Genomic DNA, 21,001 nt, shown 5'->3' on the forward strand with positions numbered 1-21,001 from the left:
ATCACATGAGCTTAAGTGATGAAGAACAATTCGACAGCTTAAAGTCGTTCGCCAAAAAATATGGTTCTGCCATGATTAGCGGGATTCTCATTGCATTGATTGCCTTTTTTGGGTGGGAATATTGGCAAAAAAGAAATCTTGCAACAAGCCAAACACAAACTGCAAAAGTACAGCAGTTAATGGATGAGGCGAATGCAACAGCTGATAATCCAAATGCTTTAGCTTCAGTAACAGCTTCGGCAGATAAAGTTGTAAAAGATGATATTGATTCAGTTCAAGCGATACAAACTCAATTCGTGTTGGCAAAGCTTGCTTATGAAAAGCAAGATTATGCTGCTGCTGAAAAAGCACTGAAGAGAGTTGAAAATGCAAAAGTAAAAGATGACGGATTGATTCAAGTTGTAAAATTGCGTTTGGCAGATGCACAATTAGCGCAAAACAAATATGATGAAGCTCTAAAAACATTGTCTGGTAATGTCGATCCGGCATTCAAAGCAACAGTAGAAGAGTTACGTGGTGATATCTTTGTTGCGAAGAAAGATATTGATTCTGCTAAAAAAGCGTATCAAGCTGCATGGGATTCGTTACTGGAACGTAAACAAGAGCGACAAATTTTACAAATTAAACTCGAAAGTGTTGGCGTTTTAGTTGAAGATCCACAGATTGAGCGCCCAATTTTGGAAACACAGGTGGAAGAGTCTTAATGAATCAGAAATTCAAACTGCCTTTGGCAATTGCAATCGCATCGGCTGTACTGGTGGGATGTTCTAGCAACAAAGTAAAAGAACCAAAACCAAATCCACTACCGAAATTGACTGAGTCGAAAAAGACTTTAGTACCCGTGTTTTCGCGCAGTGTCTCTTCTACGAATAAGGCAGATCCATTACGTTTACAACTTGATGCTAGTGATGGCGTCGTTTTTACGCTTGACCCTAAAGGCGAAGTTGCTGCATATCGCGGTAAACAACGTGTTTGGGAGAAAAAAGTGAGTAAGCTAGGCTTGAGCTCTGGTGTTGAAGCCGCTGAAGGTATTGTGGTTGTTGGTAACAGTAAGGGTCAGTTATTTGCTTTAGATCAAGCGACAGGCGAGCAAAAATGGACAGCACAATTATCTGGTGCATTATTAAGTCCATCTTTAGTTCAGTCTGGACGTGTGATTACGATTGCCAACGACGGTACTGTATTTGCACATGATGCATCATCAGGACAACAAGTTTGGGCATATAAATTACCAAATGTTCAGTTCAGTTTGCGCGGTCAACCATCACCTGTAAGTCTTGATTCGCGTACTGTGTTAATTGCTTCAGCAAATGCATATGTTTATGCGATTGATATTATTAGCGGTATTCCTCGTTTCCAACGTCGTGTTGCTGTAAGTGAAGGTCGCTCTGATATTCAGCGTCTGATTGATATTGATGGCGATCCAGTTGTTGTAGGTCAGCTCATGGTTACAACGAGCTTCCAAGGGCAAGTAACTGTTACTGATATTGCTTCTCAACGTGTGGTTTGGAGTGAAGACTCAAGCAGCACGAAGCGTCCAGAAGTTTATGACAATAAAGTATTTGTCTCATCAGCTGATGGTAAGTTGACTGCTTATGATTTATCTACAGGCGAAAAGCTTTGGGAAAATGAAAGTCTCTTAAATCGTCATTTAAGTAATCCTGTTGTGTTAGGCCAAGACTTAATTGTGGGTGATTTGGATGGTGTTTTACATCTTATTGACCCGGCAACAGGTAAGCTAATAGGTCGTTCGAAGACAAGTGGTGAGGTTAATACATTACGTGTTATTGAGAACCAACTTTACGTTTCGACCCGAAAAGGCGATTTAAGTATTTGGCAGAATCGTTAATTTCGTTCGCTTGTGCTAAAATAGCCGCTTAACAAATTACGCTGTTAAAAAATATCGGGGTGTTTGAATTAAATCAGTTCAAAGCCCCGTCTTTTATTATGGTCATATCTGACCTTAAAATATATCTCCTGTATTGTTTCTAATGCTCAAGCCATGAGATATGGCTGGTCTTGAATTAAGGTTATTGTATGAAACCCGTTATTGCGCTCATTGGTCGTCCGAATGTCGGAAAATCAACGTTATTTAACCAGATTACCAAGAGTCGTGATGCACTTGTAGCCGACTTCGCGGGTCTGACTCGTGACCGTAAATATGGTGATGCGACTTATCAAAATAAGTCGTTCATTGTCGTTGATACTGGCGGTATCGGTGAAAGTGAAGGCGGCATCGATAACTACATGGCCGAGCAGTCAAAAACAGCGATTAACGAAGCAGATATTATTATTTTTGTGGTTGATGCTCGTGCTGGATTGTTAGCTTCTGATGAGCAGATTGCCCGTGAACTTCGTACATTAGGTAAGAAAATTTATCTTGTTGCGAACAAGGTAGATGGTGTTCATGCTGAAGCCGCTCTCGTTGAGTTTTACAAGCTTGGTATGGGCGAACCATTACAAGTTGCGGCGAGCCATGGTCGTGGCGTACAGCAAATGCTGGAAGACGTACTTGCAGAAGTTCCAGAAGATGAAAATCCGGAAGAGCATGACAGAGATACGGGCTTACGTTTAGCGATTATTGGTCGTCCAAACGTTGGTAAGTCAACATTAGTAAACCGCCTACTTGGTGAAGACCGTGTGGTAGCATTTGACCAACCGGGTACAACTCGTGACTCTATTTATATTCCATTTGAGCGTGAAGGTCGTAAATACACATTAATCGATACAGCAGGTGTGCGTCGTAAAGGTAAAGTTGATGAAATGATTGAGAAGTTCTCAATCGTGAAAACTTTACAAGCAATGAAAGATGCGCACGTTGTAGTTGTTGTGGTTGATGCACGCGAAGGTATTGTTGAGCAAGACTTACATTTAATTGGCTATGCGCTTGAAGCTGGGCGTGCCATGGTTATTGCGATCAACAAATGGGACAACATGTCTGAATATGACCGCAAGCAGTGTAAGCTTGACGTTGAGCGCCGTTTTGACTTTATTCCTTGGGCAAAAATCCATTTAATTTCTGCACTGCATGGAACAGGGGTAGGTGAGTTATATCCTTCTATCCACCGTGCTTATGAGTCTGCAAACTTAAAAGTATCACCAGCTAAATTGACTCAAATTTTGAGTGATGCGACAGAAGCACATCAACCACCAATGATTAGCGGCCGCCGTATTAAAATGCGTTATGCGCATATGGGCGGACAGAACCCACCGACTATTGTAATCCATGGTAATAAGGTTGATAAAACACCTGCAGACTATCGCCGTTACTTAGAAAACGTATTCCGTAAAGTGTATAAACTTGAAGGTACGCCAGTTCGTATTGACTTTAAAACCTCTGAAAACCCATTTGAAGGTCGTAAGAGCCAAATTGATGAGCGTACTGCTGCACGTCGTCGTCGTTATATTCAGAAATTCAAAAAAGCGGAAAAGAAATTTAACCGTTAATCTGTATAAATGTAAAAAAGCCCAAAGTCTTCTTTGGGCTTTTTTTACAAAGAATTAAGACAGATCAAAGATTTATGCAAAAGTGTGAATGATAAACGTAATTTTTTGTAAATTTCATAACGAATGCTATAATCCGTTTTTTTATAAAATAATCTATATTCCGAAAGAATAATGCTGCTTAAGGTTCTTTTTTAGCATGGTAACATTACATCTTGCCCAGTTAACGCTTACACATGCCCAACCTTCCTATGCGGCACTTGAGTGTATTCCCTCTATGCAAAGAAGGCGTCTGTCATCTTTAGCTAAATTAGCACTCAATAGTGCAATTAGCGCATTAGATGGGCAACGTGTGGATTATATTGTTTGGGTATCACGTTATGGTGATGAGGCTAAAACATTAGGAATATTGCAAGATGTTCTGCAAGGTCAAACACCATCTCCTACGCAGTTCTCTACCTCAGTTCATAATGCGATATCTGGTTTATATTCTATTTTATGTCAGGATGATACCCCGTCTACTAGTTTAAGTTGTTCATGGACCGAAGGTCTAATAGAAGCGTATGCTGCATTAAAAGCTTTACCGGCTATTCAACAGGTTTTAGTTGTTGCTTACGATGAGCCGCTACCTAAAATTTATAGTGAGTCTATTGATTTTCCTGCCTATGCAATGGCTGCTTTAGTAAGTTTAGATCAGCCTAATTTACAGTTTACTGAATGGTCACCTACAGATGAATTAGATGGTTTGGCATTTTCTCGGTTTTGGCAAAGTGCTGATCTTTCTATGTCTGAATATGGGTGGAAGAAATGCTAAATCTTAAAAATCTAAAGCAAAAAAGTAATTATTGTTGGCGTGTAGCTGCTACAGGTTTTAGTTTTGCAAGTTTTGGTATAGGTGGGATGGCAATTGCGGCAGTCATTGCACCTGCATTGAAAGTGACCACATCAGATCCAGAAAAACGCCAACAATATGCACAAAGTATAATTAAGCATAGTTTTAAAGGCTTTACTGAAATGATGGTTAAGCTTGGGATTATGACCTATTCAGTAGAAGGCTTGGAAAAATTAGAAAATAGTCGCCAAGAACTTGTGATTGCCAACCATCCGACTTTAATTGATGTTGTAGTACTAATTGGTATGATGCAGCAAGCTAATTGTGTGGTGAAACAATCTCTTTGGACGAATCCTTTTACTAAAGGACCAGTACAAAGTGCAGGTTATATTTTAAATGCTGGTTCTAAGCAGTTTGTCGAGGATTGTGTTTCTCGGCTAAAAGAGGATAATGCCGCTTCTCTTTTGATCTTTCCGGAAGGTACTCGGACTGAAAAAGGGGTGACTCTAAATGAGTTTCAGCGAGGTGCAGCAAATATTGCCATTCGTGCAAATGTACCAATTCGCCCAGTAGTGATTACATGTGCTCCATCTACATTAACCAAAAATGAAAAATGGTATCACGTACCATCTCGACCATTTCATATAGAAGTGAAGGTACTAGATGCAGTGTATGTAAAAGATCTATTAGAAGATTTAACGGTAGGACCTAAACAAGTTCGTGAGTTAAGTCGCAGTTTTTACAAAATTTTTGATGAAGAGTTATCTTAAAATGAGCAATCTTGCTGATGAACTAAAGCAAATGATTATTGATGTTTTAGCACTAGAAGATATTACTATTGCCGATATTGATACAGAAGCTCCATTATTTGGAGAAGGTTTAGGATTAGACTCGATTGATGCCCTTGAGTTAGGGCTTGCTTTGAAAAAACGTTACAACATCCATTTAAGTGCAGAATCGGATGAGACCAAACAGCACTTTAAATCAGTTCAAAGTTTGGTTGCGTTGGTCGAAGCGCAGCAGCAAGCATAAGGAGTGTGATGATGTTATCTCAAGAACAAGTATTGGCAAAACTCCGTGAATGGATGGAAGACTTATTTGAAATCGAACCTGAGTCTGTACAGTTAGATTCAAACTTATATTCAGATCTAGACGTAGACAGTATCGATGCAGTCGATTTAGTGGTTAAGATTAAGGAGTTGACGGGTAAGCAAGTAAAACCTGAAGACTTTAAAAATGTAAGAACTGTATTAGATGTTGTGACTGTTATTCAGAATATGACTGCTGAATGAAAATCTTGATTAAAGGGATAATTACAGCACTTTTTGTGTTGTATCCCTTTATTGTTGGCTGGAGTTTATCGCACGGACAATTTGTCTGGGTAAGTGTATTACTTATTGGGCTAGGTGTTTTACGTTTATTGAGTAAAGGTAATCACCTTTTATGGCCTTTAACCAGCCTTGCTATTATTTGTGGTGGCTTAAGTTTACTACTACATGATCATGCATGGTTAAAGCTTTATCCAGTTGGGATGAGTTTAGGTGCTTTAGGTATTTTTGCATTCACCTTAATTAAACCTCCTTCTATGATTGAGCGTTTTGCTCGCTTGGTTGAACCTGATTTACCACCATCAGGTGTTCATTGGACCAGGCAGGTTACAAAAGTCTGGTGCGTTTTCTTTTTATGTAATGCATTAATTGCATTAATTACGGTTTTTTTTACTTCGACTCAAATTTGGGTCATTTATAATGGTTTTATTTCTTATGTGCTGATGGGCATGTTATTCCTAGGCGAATTTATTTTGCGCAAAAGACATCAGCGTTTACATTCTTCAAATCACTAATTCAAAATTATGCAGTGTCATTTTCAGAAATTCATCGATTCGGTTCAGCCACTTTGCTTAGACAATGCTCTGAACTCAATCAGCTTTCATCATTTTTGGCAGGATGTAGCTTTACAAGCTGCTGCAATTGCTCAAATAGAAAATTTAACATGGGCTTTATGGGAAACTGATAGCTACGAATTTCTGGTTTTATTGTTTGCGGCATTATTAGCTAAAAAACAAGTGCTGTTACCACCAAATCGAGTGCGTGAATTAGAACAAGATTTTGCAGCACAGCATATTTATTTTTTAAAGCGCCAAAATGCTGAGTCAATTGCTCCCTTATCTTTAACGTTGGATGATGCCTTTTTAGAGCAGGCACAACTCTATTTTTATACATCAGGTTCAACAGGGCAGCCAAAAAGAATCCCAAGAACCTTAAAACAATTACTTAATGAGGTACAAGGCTTAAGTCAAAGCTTTGCTTTTGAAAATGATGCTATAGCTATTGCAACGGTGAGCCATCAACATATTTATGGATTACTGTTTAAGTTACTTTTACCACTTGCAACTGGACGTTGTTTTTATATACCGCAAGTTGCTTATCCTGAAGATGTTGTACAGGTTCAAAAGCAATTAAAAACATTGGAATTAAGCAATTATTTGATTTCAAGTCCAGCTTTATTAAAACGTTGGACAACCGATGTAGTTTTACAACAATGTCAAATGGTCTTTAGCTCCGGTGGTAAACTGGAAAGTGGTGTCCGGCCTTTAGTAAATTGCTTAATCATTGAAGTTTTAGGAAGTTCGGAAACGGGTGGCATTGCTCATCGTAGTAAAGATGATGATGTGTGGACACCTTTTGCGAATGTGGCTATTCGTATTGAAGATCATCAACTGATGGTCAAAAGTAATCATGCTTATGAAGATAATTGGATTACCACAGGTGACCGTGCCGAATGGGCAGATAATATATGCAAAAGCTTTCAGCTTTTAGGGCGTACAGATCGAATTATTAAGCTTGAAGAAAAGCGTTTGAGTCTAGATGCGATTGAACAAAGTATTCAAGCCTTAGACGAAGTTAAACAGTGTCATGTACTGGTATTTGAGCATGAGCATCGACAAATGCTGGGTTGTATTGTGGTTTTGACAGAGCAGGCTCGTGAGCAGTTGCAAAAACAGAGTAAGGCAGTTTTTGTTGGTCATTTAAAATATCAGTTGAAAGATCATTTAGAAACTTTAGCAATTCCACGTCAATGGCGTTTTTTAAGTCAGCTACCGCAAAATACACAGTCTAAACTCGATAAAAACTATTTAAAAATGCTATTCAAGCCGATGTTGCAACCTGTTGTGCTATCCCAGACTCAAAGTGCAGATGACTATATTTTTAGCCTTGAGTTTCCGCCCGAGTTAGTATGTTTTAAAGGCCACTTTCCAAACCAACCTATTTATCCAGGGGTGGGACAAATAGGGTTTTTACAACATTTTGCTAAATCAATTTGGTCCGATTTAAATTGGTGCCAAGGGTATGAGCAGTTAAAATTCCAAAATCTCATTTGTCCTTATGCTGTCGTGCAACTCAAATTTTCTCGAAAAGAGCATAAGGTAAGTTTTGAATTACGTGATTCAGAACAGATTTTGGCTTCAGGACGACTATTATTTGCTTTGCAAACGGAAGTAGAGGGTTAGAAATGCAGACTAACTATGGCTTTGTTGTCCCAGTTTATAATCATCCATATTTCTTAGCAGACTTGATTGCTAAGTTGGATGGTTTTCATCTGCCGATTGTGTTGGTAAATGATGGAAGTGATGATACGTGTAGCCAAATTTTAAGAGCTTTGGCAGAGCAGTATCCACAAATACATTTAATCGAGCATGAGGTAAACAAAGGGAAAGGCCAAGCCGTAATGACTGGATTACGCACAGCACATGAGCTTGGTTTAAGTCATGCACTACAACTTGATGCAGATGGTCAGCACTGCTGGGATGACATTCCAAAATTTCTGGAACAGTCTGGGCAGCATCCAGATGCGATGGTTATTGGTCAGCCATATTTCGATGCTTCTATTCCTAAAAAACGTTTATATGGGCGTTACATTACTCACTTTTGGGTGTGGTTAAATAGTTTGTCGTTTGAAATTAAGGACAGTATGTGTGGGTTCCGAGTGTACCCGCTCGAGAGCACGATAAAGGTATTGGATAGCGCTAAATTCCAACCGCGTATGGGATTTGATAGTGAAATTTTAGTGCGGTTAAAATGGGAAAATATACCTTTTATTAATGTCCCGACAGCAGTGATTTACCCAGAGCAGGGTATTTCCCATTTTCATGCTTGGCGAGATAACTTAGGAATAAGTAAGGCACACGCAAGTCTATTTATGGGAATGCTCATCCGTTTGCCGAAACTATTAAAACATAAGCTGCAAGGTTAACCATGACTCAGTCAGCTTCTCCAAAATGGAATGATATTAAAGAGCGTGGTGGCATGTTGCCATTAATGTTAATGCTTTGGTTTTATCGTTTTGGTGGACGCTGGTTATGTAAACTGGTGTTGTACTTCGTCATTATGTGGTACTGGTTATTTGCAGTCACAGCAAGACAAGCTTCACTACTCTATTTAAGAAAGTTACATCGTTTTGCGGGAGCTAACTCTCCATTTACACATGAGCCGACTTTAGGAAATAGCTATGTTCATTTTATGCAGTTCGGTGAATGTATTTTAGATAAGATTGAGGGGTGGCTTGGCAATATTCCAGAACAAAATCTAGAAATTTTTGGACATGAATATTTCCATCAGCATTACCAAAAGGGCGCTCTCATTGTTGTCTCGCATTTTGGTAATATTGAGTTGCTCCGTGCAATAAAATCAGACCATCCACAAAAAATTAATGTGTTGGTTTATCAAAAACATGCAACAAAATTTAATGATTTTCTAAAAAAAATAAATGATAAAGCAGATGTTTGTCTTTTATCGGTCGATGAACTCGGTATTGAAACGGCTATGTTGCTACAAGACAAAATGCAACAAGGCGAGTGGGTCATTGTCGCGGCAGACCGAGTGCCTGTGCAGTCAGACCGAGTACAACAGCTAGAGTTTTTAGGGGAGAATGCTGCATTTCCACAAGGTGCATGGATTTTGGCAAATTTGCTTAAAGTGCCAGTGATTGCCGTATTTTGTTATCGCATGCAGCAACAATTTCAAGTGCATATCCATCTGATTTCAGAGCAGGTGAATTTACCGCGTGCGCAACGTATTGAAAGTATGCAGAGTGTGACTCGAACCTATGTAAATGTATTAGAGCAGCATTGTGTGCGGGCTCCTTACCAGTGGTTTAATTTTTATAATTTTTGGACGAAATAACATGCATGTGTTAACCGTAGGGGAACAGCCACTTCGCATTGAAGATGTTGTTGCTGTAGCGAGAGGTGAATGCCAGGTTACTTTGCCTACTTCTTCTGAGTGGCGTGAGCTCATTCAAAAAGGAGCTGATTTTCTTGATCAGTTACTTGCAGAGGAAGGGGTAATTTACGGAGTAACGACAGGTTATGGTGACTCATGTTTAGTTGAAGTTCCATTACATCAGGTCAATGAATTACCGCTACATCTTTCTCGTTTTCATGGCTGTGGTTTAGGTGAAAATCTTGATGTGATCACCGCACGTGCAGTTGTTGCTACTCGATTATGTTCATTGGCACGTGGTTATTCGGGTGTATCAATCGCATTACTTGAACGCTTAGTTTGGTTGCTAAATGAAAATGTGATTCCAGTTATTCCCTCTGAAGGTTCGGTAGGAGCAAGCGGGGACTTAACACCTTTGTCTTACATTGCAGGAACTTTAGTTGGCGAGCGTGATGTTTATGTCGATGGACGAATTGTTCCGGTTGCTCAGGTATATGCCGAAAAAGGGTTACAGCCTTTAACGCTCAGACCGAAAGAGGGTTTGGCCCTTATGAATGGTACTGCGGTGATGACGGCAATTGCATGTTTAAACTATAAAAAAGCTGAGCAAATTGCTCTTGCAAGTACTTTGATTACAGCGCTAAACGTGTTGGCGTTGGAAGGTAATCCAAGTCATTTCGATGAAGTACTGTTTGCACAAAAGCCACATCCGGGGCAGCAGCAAATTGCAAAGCAATTACGTGATTGGCTTAACAGTGAAGTACAAACAGCACATCAAAGCCCTCGTTTGCAAGATCGTTACTCATTGCGCTGTGCACCGCATATTATTGGTGTTTTTGAAGACTCAAAAGTATGGTTACGTCAGTTTATTGAAAATGAGCTGAATTCGAGTAACGACAATCCATTAATTGATCCAGTCGGAATGCGTGTATTGCATGGTGGTCACTTCTACGGTGGACACATTGCACAGGCGATGGATAGCTTAAAAATTATGATTGCCAATATTGCCGACTTGATGGATAGACAAATTGCACAGTTGGTCGATCATAAAATGAATCATGGTTTACCGCGTAATTTAACAGGTGCAACGGCTGAACGTTTACCACTGAATCATGGTTTTAAAGCTGTACAAATCGGAGTATCAGCGTGGACCGCCGAGGCTCTAAAAAATACTTTAGCTGCTTCAATTTTTTCACGTTCAACCGAATGTCATAATCAAGACAAAGTCAGTATGGGAACCATTGCTGCACGTGATGCAAGTCGTGTGATTACCTTGACGCAGCAAGTGATTGCAGCGCTGTGCTGCGCAAGTGTACAGGCGATTCATTTGAAAGGTTTAACAGCACAGTTAAGCCCAGCATTACAAGCCTTTATGCAATGGACCTTACAAAGCTTTGCATTTGTTGAAGAAGATCGACCATTACAAACCGAATTACAACAGATTGTTGATCGTTTAGACCAACTTGAGTTGTTTAATCAAACAGAATTTATGGGATAAGGTGAGCGAATGCATGCGGATGTAATCATTGAGATTCCATTTCATGATGTTGATACCATGAATGTGGTTTGGCATGGACACTATTTAAAGTATTTTGAGATTGCACGTTGTAAATTGCTTGATCAATTTCATTACAACTATATGCAAATGAAAGAATCTGGTTATGCATGGCCTGTGATAGAAAGTCATGTTCGCTATGCATATGGCATTGAGTTTGAACAAAAGATTCGGGTTCGGGCTATTTTAAAAGAATGGGAAAACCGTTTAAAAATAGATTATCTGATTTTTGATGCTGAGTCTGGAAAGCGTTTAACCAAAGGTTATACCACACAGGTTGCTGTAAATATTGCAAACCGTGAAATGTGCCTTCAGTCACCTCCGGTTTTATTTGAACGTTTAAATGCATGGTCTGAGTTCCAACCAACGAGGGGAGCATGATGTCTAAATTTATTAAAACTTTAGGGATAGGCCTCACGGTTTGGATGGGCAGCTTGAGTACTGTTTTTGCAGCGTCGACAGAAGTGACACAGATTTTTCAGCAGTTGGCACAAACACCGATTGTCCGTGCTGATTTCGAGCAGCAAAAGAAATTACCATCTTTAAATAAAACTTTTGTATCGAATGGTTCTTTATTATTTGCAAAATCTTATGGTGTCGCATGGCAAATCAAACGTCCGGTACAGGCAGATTTAATTGTTACTCCAACGAAACTGGTACAAAAAACCCAGCGAACATTTAGCCAGATTCAAATTAATCAATCACCTTATAGTTCTGTTGCAACACTCTTTTTACAGCTAATGTCAGGTAATGAACAAGCCTTGGTGAAGAACTTTAATGTGGTTAGCGCAAACTACAGTCCAGCGGGTTGGAATATTAGTTTAACGCCAAAAAGTAGCTTATTTAAAAAATTGTTTGTGCGTGTGGATGCTCAAGGGCAGCAATATGTAAATCAAATTTTGATTACTGAAAAAGCCAATAATCAGACCACAATTCGCTTTAGTCACCAGACTTCTCAACCGACGACTTTAATGGCTACCGAGCATGCGCTTTTCCAATTGGCAAAATAAATTTACTGTCCTGTGGTTAATTGCGCTCTTGCTAATGGCTGTGGGTTTGGGTGTAACGTGGCTTCAAAAAGATATTCATATTCAAACGGATATTTTTGCGCTATTGCCCAAAATGCAACAGGACCCACAGCTCGCGCGTACTCAGCAATATATGAATGAGCAGCTCAACAATAAAGTGTTTGTTGTTGTTGATGCCAAAGATGAGTCTGCGATAAAGCACGCAACCGATTTTTTAATGGTACAAGCTAAAAGCAGTGCATTATGGCAACCTTTGAAACCGCAGCTTGATTTTGATCAATTTGCAAAGCAACTCTATCAACATCGGGTAGGTTTATTGAGTGAGCAAGATCAACAGCTATTACAAAAAAAAGACTACTCGGCACTTAGCGAACAAAGCTTAATGCAGATGATGAGTCCAGGCCTACCTGTGACAGCAGAATCACTTAAGCAAGATCCATTACTTTTGTTTCCTCGCTATGCCATGCAATTGGCAAAGCCATCACAACAAAATATTGAAATGGAACAAGGTTTTGCGACGATTCATCATGATCAGGGGCTTTCTCGACTTTTTGTATTACAGTTAACTCAAAGCCCATACAATATTGATTATCAAGAACAAGTATCAAACTGGATTGAGCAGACCAAGCAAAAATTAGCTGCAATGGGGCTAAATTCCCATTGGACGGGAACGATTTTATTTACAAATTTTGGAACGCAATCAGCTAAAGAGGAAATCTCCACCATTGGTATTGGTTCCACATTAGGTCTGATTTTTCTGGTGTGGTTTGGTTTCCGTTCATTACGTCCTATGGCAACAGAATTTATTGCTGTTTCGACGGGAAGCTTTGTTGCATTTGCAGTGACTCACTGGGTATTTGGGGAAATTCATCTCATCACTTTAGTATTTGGTGCGAGTTTGATTGGGGTTTGTGTCGATTTTTCTTTTTACTTTATGGCAATGCAATCACAGCATCGCAAGCTCGGTGGTTTCCAGATTTTAAAACCCCTGTTACCTAGTCTGTTTATGGGCTTAATGACCACTTTAGTGGCTTATGTCTTTTTGAGTTTTACGCCATTTCCCGGGTTTAGGCAGATTGCTGTATTTTCAATTGTCGGATTAATTGCGGCTTGGATAAGTAGTGTGCTTTTGTTGCCAAGATTACCTGCACTTAATGCTCAGCCAGCTATACGTACTTTGTCATGGATAGGTCAAACACGACTATGGTTTCAGCAACGTGCAAAAATACGTTATAGCTTGATAGCGGCTATTTTAGTTGCAGGCACCATTAGTCTTTTCTACCTTAAAACAAACGATGATATTCGTAATTTGCAAGGTATGGATGTGAGTTTGAAACAGCAAGATCAAGCTGTACGCGAACAATTTGGACAACAACAAGGCAGTGATTATTTTGTAGTAAAAGCGGCCTCTGCGGGTGAAATGCAGCAACGTGAGCAACAACTCATTAGGCAGTTGCAGCAGTTGCAGGCAAATGGCGAAATTTCTGCATTTCAAGCTTTGGGACAGTGGATACCACCGTTGGTTCAGCAGCAACATAATGTACAGTTATTACAAAGTATTCCGCGCTCGACTTTAAAACAATATGCGCAAAGTATGGGGTTAAATATAGCTGATGTATTGCAATGGCAACAGCAGCTAGCGAAACAACCCTTATTGGATTTCGCCGTATTTAAAGATCACCCTTTGGCATTTTTACAACTACAAGCGAATGAACGCTTGGTGATGGTGACAGGAATAAAACATCCAGAAGTTTTAAAAGGGCTACAAACCCAATATGTACATTTTCAGCAACCGATTACAACGATGTCGCAAATGTTTGCTGAACATAGAATACAAGCTCAGCATCTGCTCATTTATGCCTTAATTGGGTTAACAGTAGGCTTAGCCGTTATTTATGGGCTAAGTTCGATTGTGCCTTTAGTTCTGCCTGTGAGTTTGGCGTTATTGAGCACTTTTGCTGTTCAGGCCTGGTTAGGTGTAGAAATTAACTTGTTTAGTATTATGGGTACTTTCCTGATAATTGGGATTGGTGTCGATTATGCAATTTTTTATCGACATGGGCATAGTCATCCACAAGTAGTTGGAATGGCGTTATTTTTATGTATGATGTCGACCTTACTTGGCTTTGGATTACTTTCATTTAGCCATACGTATGCAATTCACTGTTTTGGTTTAACGGTTTTATTTGGGGTGGTTTTCTCATTTATCTATGCGACGTTATTTACTCCAGCAGATGAAGAACATATTGTGAATTTAAAAGACCATTCATAATTTGAATAAATTAAAAAGGAAAGTCGTGCTATGAGCACTTTAGAAAAAATTGATGTAGTGATTATTGGGGCTGGGCCATCAGGAAGTTCTGCTGCGGCACTTCTTCGAAAAAAAGGCTATAAAGTCGCGGTTTTGGAAAAGCAGTATTTCCCACGGTTTTCAATTGGTGAGTCATTACTACCGCAATCTATGGTGTTTTTAGAAGAGGCTGGCTTACTAGAAACAGTTCGCGATCACGTTGAGCAGTATGCATTTCAATTTAAAAATGGGGCTGCCTTTTTGCGTGGTAAACAGCGCAGTTTTTATAACTTTACTGAAAAATTTACAGACGGGCCAGGGACGACTTGGCAGGTTCGCCGTGCTGATTTTGACAATTTGCTGGCCAAACAAGCTCACGCTTATGGGGCAGACCTGCGTTTTGGACATGAAGTTTTAGATGTAGATGTAGCACCAGAACAGCCTGTACTTACGGTATTAGATGAAAATAAGCAAAGCTATCAAATTCAAACCAAGTTCTTACTTGATGCGAGTGGGTTTGGTCGAATTTTGCCAAAATTGTTAGATTTAGAGAGTCCGTCAAACTTTCCGGTACGTCGTGCGCTATTTGCTCATATTGAAGATGGTATTGCTGATGATTTAGAGTTTGACCGTAATAAGATTTTAATTACTGTACATGAAAAAGACCACCGTGCATGGTATTGGTTAATTCCATTTGCTGATGGTCGCTCCTCTTTTGGTGTAGTTGCAGAACAAGATTTCTTTGACAAATACACAGTTGATAATGCTGCGGATAATGAGCCAGAAGCAATGTTCAAACGCATTTTAGCTGACGAACCAAGCTTGTCGCATGTACTACATCAGGCTAAATTTGATACACCTGTACGTACTTTGGTGGGCTATTCTGCAAATGTTAAGCATTTGGCAGACCGCAACTATGCACTTTTAGGAAATGCGGGTGAGTTTCTTGACCCAGTATTTTCATCAGGTGTGACTATCGCGTTAAAATCTTCCAGCTTGGCTGTACCTTTGGTTGAGCGTGTTTTGCAAGGTGAACAGGTAGACTGGTTGCAAGAGTATGAAAAACCATTACGCCGTGGTATTCAGGTGTTTCGTGCCTATGTTGAGTCATGGTACGAAGGTGAATTTCAAGAAGTGGTGTTCTCGCAAAATCAGAATGATGGCATTCGCCGTATGATTTCTTCATTACTGGCAGGTTATGCATGGGATGAAAAAAACCCAATTCATAAGAATGCCAAACGTAGACTTAGCACCCTAGCAGAATACTGTCGTGAAGGCTTAACGCAAGAGCAGGTATTAGAGGTATAAGCATGCAGCGCAAATGGATGATGTTATTACTTGGTAGTTGCCTATGTTTTACAGGCTGCCAAGTGATGCCACATGCTAAAGGTTTACAAAGCCCCTTATGGCAGACTCAAGCCTATCAAAGGCAAGACCAGGTTGAAGTTCAGTGGAAACAACAAAGTTTTAGTTTTTTGCTTTATCAACAACAGCAAGGAACTGTACTGGATATGGTCGCTTTGAGCCTGACTGGACAACAGCTGTTTAAACTACAGTTTGATGGGCAACGAGTTCATGTAGAGCAGCGTATTGACCAAATGTGCTTATTACCTTTTGAATTTGTGGTACGTGATCTTTTATTTGCAACTTACCCAAAATTTTCGAGCTTAGGACAACAAGCGGTAGAAATGAAACAACAGGCTGATAATCAAGTGGTTTATATCGATAATCAACCTGTGTTACAGATCAAAAAAGGTCAAGGAAGCGTCGAGTTACGTAATCAGCAAGTTCCTTATAGCATGACGCTAAGTTCGATTGAAAATACCTTGCAGCCTCAAAAAAGCAGTACACCATGAGCGATTCATCTATAAACAATTCTGCTCAAATGGCAGTCGGTATAAAGTTCAGTGTCGGTTTATCTGCATTAGGTTGTGAACCTGAGCAACTCAAACAAGCATTAGGTCAGTCTCAGCAAACTTTAAGTTTGCGCAATGATTTAATCAGCGATTGTTCTGTATGGGTGGGACAATATAGATATCCGTTATGTTCAAAAGTACCCGATGCCTTACAGTCTGTCGATTCTCGTAATTTAAGATTTGCTCTGACTGCTTTAGAAAAAATTGAAACTGGACTAAAAAGTTATACAGAGAAATTTTCACCAGAACGTTTAGCCATAGTCGTTGGAACCTCTACTTCTGGTATTTCTGATAGCGAATTGTTGCTTAAGCAATATTTTGAAGGGCAAACTCAGCAATTGATTTCTCACCGACGTCAGGAAATGAGTTGTTTAGCAAAGGCCTTACAACAGTACTTAAACTGGGAAGGGCCCGCATATACCATCTCCACAGCCTGTTCCTCAAGTGCTAAAGCAATGGCTGCTGGGCAGCGTTTGTTACACGCAGATTTAGCTGATGCAGTACTTGTTGGTGGTGTCGATACTTTGTGCCAACTCACATTAAATGGATTTAATAGCCTAGAGAGTTTATCTGGTGATATTTGTCAGCCATGTGGGGTTGGGCGTGATGGTATTAATATTGGTGAAGCCGCAGCTTTCTTTTTGCTCACTAAAGAGCAAACCCCAGTCATGTTAATGGGTGCTGGAGAATCAATGGATGCATGGCATATTTCTGCTCCGCATCCGGAAGGTAACGGTGCTGCTATTGCTATGACGAGGGCATTGGAGATGGCAAATATATCTGCACACGATATTGGTTATTTAAACCTTCATGGAACTGCAACTCCCCAAAACGATGCCATGGAAATAAAAGCTGTACGACAAGTCTTTGGTAATTATCAAGTCGCTTTAAGTAGTACCAAGCATAAAACTGGACATTGTCTTGGTGCAGCTGGTGCTATAGAAGCGTTTATTTGTGAGCAGGTTTTAAAAGATCAAAGCTGGTTGCCATTGCATCGACATGTTGAGATTGATCAGGATTTGGCTGACCAAAACTATGTGCAAAATACTGAACTAAAACAACCTATACGTTATGTGATGAGTAATTCTTTCGCTTTTGGGGGAAGTAATATTAGTCTTGTTTTTGGAGTGAAGCCCTGATGAAATTGGAGGCAATTCAATATATTCCTCATGAGCAGCCTATGGTATTTATTGACCATTTAACTGAGGTTGCAGAAGGGCGAGCACAAGCTGAGCTAACCATTACACCTGAGCTTATGTTCTGTGACGCAGAAGGTTTACCAACGTGGGCAAGCATTGAAATTATGGCGCAAACCATTAGTGCCTATTCTGGCTGGCAAGGTCAACAGTTAAAACAAGCGCCAAAAGTCGGATTTTTACTAGGAACACGTAAATTACATTTACCTATTCCTTATTTCGCCTTGGGTTCTCGATTGATCATTGAAATAGAACAACAATATTTTCATGAAGGACTTGGGCAATTTTCCTGTGAAATTCAATATGCTGAACACCGTATTCAAGCAACGTTAAGCGTATTTGAGCCAACAGAAACACCATTTGAATAACCACAAAGAATTAGGAATACATTGTGACAAGACGAATTTTAGTAACGGGTTCAAGTCGAGGGATCGGAAAGGCAATTGCATTACAATTGGCAAAGGCTGGTTTTGATGTAACAGTACACGCGCGTTCGCGTCAAGCTGAAGCTGAGCAAGTTGTACAAGAGATTCAAGCTTTAGGACAAAACAGCCACTATTTAATGTTTGATGTAAATGAGCGCAGTACTGTTCAGCAAATTTTAGAACAAGATGTAGAGCAGCATGGTGCTTTTTATGGTGTGGTTCTCAATGCTGGACTTACCCATGATGGTGCTTTTCCTGCACTCACCGATCAAGATTGGGATGAAGTTATCTCGACCTCATTAGATGGCTTCTATAATGTTTTAAAACCACTCATTATGCCAATGATTCATTTACGCAAGGGCGGGCGTATTGTTACTTTATCTTCTGTTTCTGGAATTATGGGTAACCGTGGTCAAGTTAACTATAGCGCTGCAAAGGCAGGTTTAATTGGTGCGACCAAAGCCTTGGCACTCGAGTTGGCAAAGCGAAAAATTACCGTGAATTGTGTTGCGCCAGGGCTGATTGAAACAGAAATGGTCACCGATGAAGTTAAAGAACATGCACTTAAAATGATTCCATTACAACGCATGGGACAGGTTGATGAAGTTGCGAGCGTAGTGAAATTTTTATGTTCAGATGAAGCCTCTTATGTCACCCGACAGGTGATCTCTGTAAATGGAGGACTCATTTAATGAAGCGCGTTGTTGTGACAGGAATGGCAGGGATTACTTCTTTAGGTGAAACCTCCGATGAGATTTTTGCTCAATTTAATGCAGCGAAAAGTGGCATCCGTTATATGCCTGAATGGGAACAGTATGTTGACCTTCGAACTAAGCTCGGTGGTCCTGTAGAGACATTTCATGTTCCTAAGCACTTTAACCGTAAAGTGACCCGTGGTATGGGGCGTGTTGCCCTCATGTCAGTGGTATGTGCTGAAACAGCTTTGCAAAATGCAGGTTTACTTGGACATGAAATTTTGTCCAGTGGTGAAACGGGTGTTGCATTTGGTTCTTCGGCAGGTAGCGTAGAGGCCGTGGGTGAGTTTGCAAGTATGTTACTTCATCAGAGCATGAGTAAGATCAATGCGACCACTTATATACGTATGATGGCGCATACAAGCGCTGTGAATATGACTGTGTATTTTGGTCTAAAAGGCTTAACGTTACCTACGTCTAGCGCTTGTACTTCTGGTTCTATGGCCATTGGGCAAGCTTATGAAGCAATTAAGTATGGTAAACAACAGGTCATGATTGCTGGTGGTGCAGAAGAACTCAGTGCTGCGGGTGCGGCTGTTTTTGATGTTCTATTTGCAACAAGTAATATGAATGATCAACCAGAAAAAACACCGCGTCCATTTGATGCAAAAAGAGATGGATTGGTCATTGGGGAAGGTGCAGGCTGTTTAATTCTGGAAGAGTATGAACATGCCAAAGCACGCGGTGCACATATTTATGCTGAACTTATTGGATATGGAAGCAATACTGATGGACAGCATGTAACAAGACCTGACGCTGACATGATGGGGCGCTGTATGGAGTTGGCGCTTAAAGATGCATCTTTGCAGGCTAGTGATATTGGTTATGTGAATGCACATGGCACATCAACCGATCAGGGTGATGTCGCAGAAAGTCAGGCGACAGCAAAAATTTTAGGGCGTAAACCAATTAGTTCATTAAAAAGTTATTTTGGACATACGTTGGGGGCGTGCGGTGCCATTGAAGCTTGGCTCAGTATTGAAATGATGAACCGTAACTGCTTCATTCCGACATTGAATCTAGATGAAATTGATCCGCTTTGTGGAGATCTGGATTATATCGTCCAGCAACCCAAAGCCCTCAATGCTGACATTATTATGAGCAACAATTTTGCTTTTGGTGGGATTAATACCTCACTTATTTTTAAACGTGTTAAACAATAAGGAACACAACAATGTTAAATAAAAAAATTTTATTGGTAGCAATGCTTAGTGCTGGCTTTACTGCTACCGTTCAGGCTGCTGATGAAGTACATCCTTTAAACTTTAAAGACGCTGTAGACCGTGCTGTAGCCGATGGAACATTAGATGGCTCTGTAAAATTTTATTTAAGTGGTACAAAATCGGGTGGTAAAGTTATCCAAAAAGATGTGGTAACCAATAAAAAGACCAATGGTTTTGGTAAAACAGCAGAAGCTTCGTGTGATTGGGTTTTACGCTCAGCACTTATTCAATTGCAAAACAACGCTAAAGCACAAGGTGCAAATGCAGTGACCAATATTGTGAGTTATTTTAAGTCAAATGAAACACGTAGTACGACCACGTATAACTGTTATAAAGGCGCAATGATGGCAGGCGTGACGCTTAAAGGCGACATCGTTAAATTTTAATTCATTTGGTAAATAGGGTAGAGATAATGTCTGAACATACTATAGAAGTCTATACACAGACATTATCTCAGCTTCTTTTAAAGTCGAAACCAGACTTTCCTGACTTTCGCACATTTAATGATTATAAAAAGCAGCAAATACAACACATTAAAAATAAGCTATTAGCTCAAAAGCTAAATGTAACTCCAACAGATTTGGTATTTGCGAAACATGAGTATGGTAAACCCTATTTGTTAAATCATACTTTGCATTTTAATCATTCACATAGCCAACAATATTATGCTTTAGCGCTGAGCGAGAGAGTTAAAGATATTGGTATCGATGTTGAAGAACTTGATCGTAAAGTACGTTTAGATAATCTGGCACAGCATGCCTTTCATCCTGATGAATATGCAATATGGCAAAGTCTAGATCAAGATAGAGAATATTGGTTTAAAGTCTGGACAACTAAAGAAGCGGTTTTAAAAGCATCAGGACTTGGTATACGTTTAGATTTAAATACTTTAAATACTCAAGCACATCCTACAAATCATGGGGGATTATGTTCGCATGAAATGATTGGGACATTTGCTTATCAAAACTTTGTTTTAGGCAACATGATCTTAACTGTTGCATGGCGCTCGGAGCAGTCCTGCCGTGGTTTTCAGTTTCCTTCTATTCAGCTTCATTCGTTGGGTAGTGAATGAGCCAAATAGCACACATAAAAAAACCGCGAATTACGCGGTTTTT

At 39.9% G+C, this 21,001-nt stretch carries 23 protein-coding genes; all 23 read left to right on the forward strand.

Annotated features, from left to right (window positions below):
• Positions 1–5 precede the first annotated feature (5 nt).
• Positions 6–704, forward strand: coding sequence for a tetratricopeptide repeat protein (locus ABLB96_RS05235; RefSeq protein ID WP_348895601.1), 699 nt, complete (start codon positions 6–8; stop codon positions 702–704).
• A complete protein-coding gene (bamB, locus tag ABLB96_RS05240; RefSeq protein ID WP_348895600.1) occupies positions 704–1,849 on the forward strand; it encodes an outer membrane protein assembly factor BamB in 1,146 nt (381 codons plus the stop codon). Before ABLB96_RS05235 ends, bamB begins: the two co-directional genes overlap by 1 nt.
• Before the next feature lie 188 nt (positions 1,850–2,037).
• On the forward strand, positions 2,038–3,447 hold the full coding sequence (gene der, locus ABLB96_RS05245; protein ID WP_348895599.1) for a ribosome biogenesis GTPase Der: 1,410 nt from the start codon (positions 2,038–2,040) through the stop codon (positions 3,445–3,447).
• A gap of 196 nt (positions 3,448–3,643) precedes the next feature.
• A complete protein-coding gene (locus tag ABLB96_RS05250) occupies positions 3,644–4,258 on the forward strand; it encodes a beta-ketoacyl synthase chain length factor (protein WP_348895598.1) in 615 nt (204 codons plus the stop codon).
• Positions 4,243–5,046, forward strand: coding sequence for a lysophospholipid acyltransferase family protein (locus ABLB96_RS05255; protein ID WP_348895596.1), 804 nt, complete (start codon positions 4,243–4,245; stop codon positions 5,044–5,046). The genes ABLB96_RS05250 and ABLB96_RS05255 overlap by 16 nt, the downstream gene beginning before the upstream one ends.
• A 1-nt stretch (position 5,047) precedes the next feature.
• Complete coding sequence (locus ABLB96_RS05260) at positions 5,048–5,308, forward strand: phosphopantetheine-binding protein (RefSeq protein ID WP_039250423.1); 261 nt, start codon at positions 5,048–5,050, stop codon at positions 5,306–5,308.
• Positions 5,309–5,313: 5 nt separating this feature from the next.
• Positions 5,314–5,568, forward strand: a complete 255-nt coding sequence (locus ABLB96_RS05265) for an acyl carrier protein (protein WP_170318151.1) — start codon at positions 5,314–5,316, stop codon at positions 5,566–5,568.
• Positions 5,565–6,119: a septation protein IspZ gene (locus ABLB96_RS05270; RefSeq protein WP_348895595.1), complete on the forward strand. Its 555-nt coding sequence runs from the start codon at positions 5,565–5,567 to the stop codon at positions 6,117–6,119. Before ABLB96_RS05265 ends, ABLB96_RS05270 begins: the two co-directional genes overlap by 4 nt.
• A 9-nt stretch (positions 6,120–6,128) precedes the next feature.
• A complete protein-coding gene (locus ABLB96_RS05275) occupies positions 6,129–7,787 on the forward strand; it encodes an AMP-binding protein (protein ID WP_348895594.1) in 1,659 nt (552 codons plus the stop codon).
• A gap of 2 nt (positions 7,788–7,789) precedes the next feature.
• Positions 7,790–8,530 carry a glycosyltransferase family 2 protein gene (locus ABLB96_RS05280; protein ID WP_348895593.1) on the forward strand — a complete coding sequence of 247 codons (741 nt, stop codon included), beginning with the start codon at positions 7,790–7,792 and terminating at the stop codon, positions 8,528–8,530.
• Positions 8,531–8,532: 2 nt separating this feature from the next.
• A complete protein-coding gene (locus ABLB96_RS05285; protein WP_348895592.1) occupies positions 8,533–9,459 on the forward strand; it encodes an acyltransferase in 927 nt (308 codons plus the stop codon).
• A 1-nt stretch (position 9,460) separates the two neighbouring features.
• Entirely contained in the window at positions 9,461–10,996 is a 1,536-nt protein-coding gene (locus tag ABLB96_RS05290; protein ID WP_348895591.1) for an aromatic amino acid ammonia-lyase, read from the forward strand.
• 9 nt (positions 10,997–11,005) lie between these two features.
• A complete protein-coding gene (locus ABLB96_RS05295; protein WP_348895590.1) occupies positions 11,006–11,434 on the forward strand; it encodes an acyl-CoA thioesterase in 429 nt (142 codons plus the stop codon).
• Entirely contained in the window at positions 11,434–12,063 is a 630-nt protein-coding gene (locus ABLB96_RS05300) for an outer membrane lipoprotein carrier protein LolA (RefSeq protein ID WP_348895589.1), read from the forward strand. Before ABLB96_RS05295 ends, ABLB96_RS05300 begins: the two co-directional genes overlap by 1 nt.
• On the forward strand, positions 12,038–14,353 hold the full coding sequence (locus tag ABLB96_RS05305) for a hypothetical protein (RefSeq protein ID WP_348895588.1): 2,316 nt from the start codon (positions 12,038–12,040) through the stop codon (positions 14,351–14,353). The genes ABLB96_RS05300 and ABLB96_RS05305 overlap by 26 nt, the downstream gene beginning before the upstream one ends.
• A 30-nt stretch (positions 14,354–14,383) precedes the next feature.
• Complete coding sequence (locus ABLB96_RS05310) at positions 14,384–15,679, forward strand: NAD(P)/FAD-dependent oxidoreductase (RefSeq protein ID WP_348895587.1); 1,296 nt, start codon at positions 14,384–14,386, stop codon at positions 15,677–15,679.
• A gap of 2 nt (positions 15,680–15,681) precedes the next feature.
• Entirely contained in the window at positions 15,682–16,227 is a 546-nt protein-coding gene (locus ABLB96_RS05315; protein ID WP_348895586.1) for a DUF3261 domain-containing protein, read from the forward strand.
• The gene (locus tag ABLB96_RS05320) at positions 16,224–17,426 is read left to right on the forward strand and encodes a beta-ketoacyl-[acyl-carrier-protein] synthase family protein (protein ID WP_348895585.1); all 1,203 of its coding nucleotides are present in this window, start codon (positions 16,224–16,226) and stop codon (positions 17,424–17,426) included. The genes ABLB96_RS05315 and ABLB96_RS05320 overlap by 4 nt, the downstream gene beginning before the upstream one ends.
• Positions 17,426–17,851: a 3-hydroxylacyl-ACP dehydratase gene (locus tag ABLB96_RS05325; protein WP_348895584.1), complete on the forward strand. Its 426-nt coding sequence runs from the start codon at positions 17,426–17,428 to the stop codon at positions 17,849–17,851. Before ABLB96_RS05320 ends, ABLB96_RS05325 begins: the two co-directional genes overlap by 1 nt.
• Positions 17,852–17,874: 23 nt before the next feature.
• Positions 17,875–18,600 carry a 3-ketoacyl-ACP reductase FabG2 gene (locus tag ABLB96_RS05330; RefSeq protein ID WP_151793694.1) on the forward strand — a complete coding sequence of 242 codons (726 nt, stop codon included), beginning with the start codon at positions 17,875–17,877 and terminating at the stop codon, positions 18,598–18,600.
• Positions 18,600–19,826, forward strand: coding sequence for a beta-ketoacyl-ACP synthase (locus ABLB96_RS05335; RefSeq protein WP_348895583.1), 1,227 nt, complete (start codon positions 18,600–18,602; stop codon positions 19,824–19,826). Before ABLB96_RS05330 ends, ABLB96_RS05335 begins: the two co-directional genes overlap by 1 nt.
• Positions 19,827–19,837: 11 nt before the next feature.
• Positions 19,838–20,272 carry an excinuclease gene (locus tag ABLB96_RS05340; RefSeq protein ID WP_348895582.1) on the forward strand — a complete coding sequence of 145 codons (435 nt, stop codon included), beginning with the start codon at positions 19,838–19,840 and terminating at the stop codon, positions 20,270–20,272.
• A 26-nt stretch (positions 20,273–20,298) separates the two neighbouring features.
• Positions 20,299–20,958: a 4'-phosphopantetheinyl transferase superfamily protein gene (locus ABLB96_RS05345; protein ID WP_348895581.1), complete on the forward strand. Its 660-nt coding sequence runs from the start codon at positions 20,299–20,301 to the stop codon at positions 20,956–20,958.
• Positions 20,959–21,001 lie beyond the last annotated feature (43 nt).

The organism is Acinetobacter sp. XH1741, from assembly GCF_041021895.1.
Classification (GTDB): Bacteria; Pseudomonadota; Gammaproteobacteria; order Pseudomonadales; family Moraxellaceae; genus Acinetobacter.

Excerpts from the sequence above, each read along its gene's own strand:
- ABLB96_RS05235 (WP_348895601.1), top strand. The coding sequence starts at position 6 with ATGAGCTTAAGTGATGAAGAACAATTCGACAGCTTAAAGTCGTTCGCC.
- bamB (WP_348895600.1), top strand. The coding sequence starts at position 704 with ATGAATCAGAAATTCAAACTGCCTTTGGCAATTGCAATCGCATCGGCT.
- der (WP_348895599.1), top strand. The coding sequence starts at position 2,038 with ATGAAACCCGTTATTGCGCTCATTGGTCGTCCGAATGTCGGAAAATCA.
- ABLB96_RS05250 (WP_348895598.1), top strand. The coding sequence starts at position 3,644 with ATGGTAACATTACATCTTGCCCAGTTAACGCTTACACATGCCCAACCT.
- ABLB96_RS05260 (WP_039250423.1), top strand. The coding sequence starts at position 5,048 with ATGAGCAATCTTGCTGATGAACTAAAGCAAATGATTATTGATGTTTTA.
- ABLB96_RS05270 (WP_348895595.1), top strand. The coding sequence starts at position 5,565 with ATGAAAATCTTGATTAAAGGGATAATTACAGCACTTTTTGTGTTGTAT.
- ABLB96_RS05275 (WP_348895594.1), top strand. The coding sequence starts at position 6,129 with ATGCAGTGTCATTTTCAGAAATTCATCGATTCGGTTCAGCCACTTTGC.
- ABLB96_RS05280 (WP_348895593.1), top strand. The coding sequence starts at position 7,790 with ATGCAGACTAACTATGGCTTTGTTGTCCCAGTTTATAATCATCCATAT.
- ABLB96_RS05285 (WP_348895592.1), top strand. The coding sequence starts at position 8,533 with ATGACTCAGTCAGCTTCTCCAAAATGGAATGATATTAAAGAGCGTGGT.
- ABLB96_RS05290 (WP_348895591.1), top strand. The coding sequence starts at position 9,461 with ATGCATGTGTTAACCGTAGGGGAACAGCCACTTCGCATTGAAGATGTT.
- ABLB96_RS05295 (WP_348895590.1), top strand. The coding sequence starts at position 11,006 with ATGCATGCGGATGTAATCATTGAGATTCCATTTCATGATGTTGATACC.
- ABLB96_RS05300 (WP_348895589.1), top strand. The coding sequence starts at position 11,434 with ATGTCTAAATTTATTAAAACTTTAGGGATAGGCCTCACGGTTTGGATG.
- ABLB96_RS05305 (WP_348895588.1), top strand. The coding sequence starts at position 12,038 with ATGCGCTTTTCCAATTGGCAAAATAAATTTACTGTCCTGTGGTTAATT.
- ABLB96_RS05310 (WP_348895587.1), top strand. The coding sequence starts at position 14,384 with ATGAGCACTTTAGAAAAAATTGATGTAGTGATTATTGGGGCTGGGCCA.
- ABLB96_RS05315 (WP_348895586.1), top strand. The coding sequence starts at position 15,682 with ATGCAGCGCAAATGGATGATGTTATTACTTGGTAGTTGCCTATGTTTT.
- ABLB96_RS05320 (WP_348895585.1), top strand. The coding sequence starts at position 16,224 with ATGAGCGATTCATCTATAAACAATTCTGCTCAAATGGCAGTCGGTATA.
- ABLB96_RS05325 (WP_348895584.1), top strand. The coding sequence starts at position 17,426 with ATGAAATTGGAGGCAATTCAATATATTCCTCATGAGCAGCCTATGGTA.
- ABLB96_RS05335 (WP_348895583.1), top strand. The coding sequence starts at position 18,600 with ATGAAGCGCGTTGTTGTGACAGGAATGGCAGGGATTACTTCTTTAGGT.
- ABLB96_RS05340 (WP_348895582.1), top strand. The coding sequence starts at position 19,838 with ATGTTAAATAAAAAAATTTTATTGGTAGCAATGCTTAGTGCTGGCTTT.
- ABLB96_RS05345 (WP_348895581.1), top strand. The coding sequence starts at position 20,299 with ATGTCTGAACATACTATAGAAGTCTATACACAGACATTATCTCAGCTT.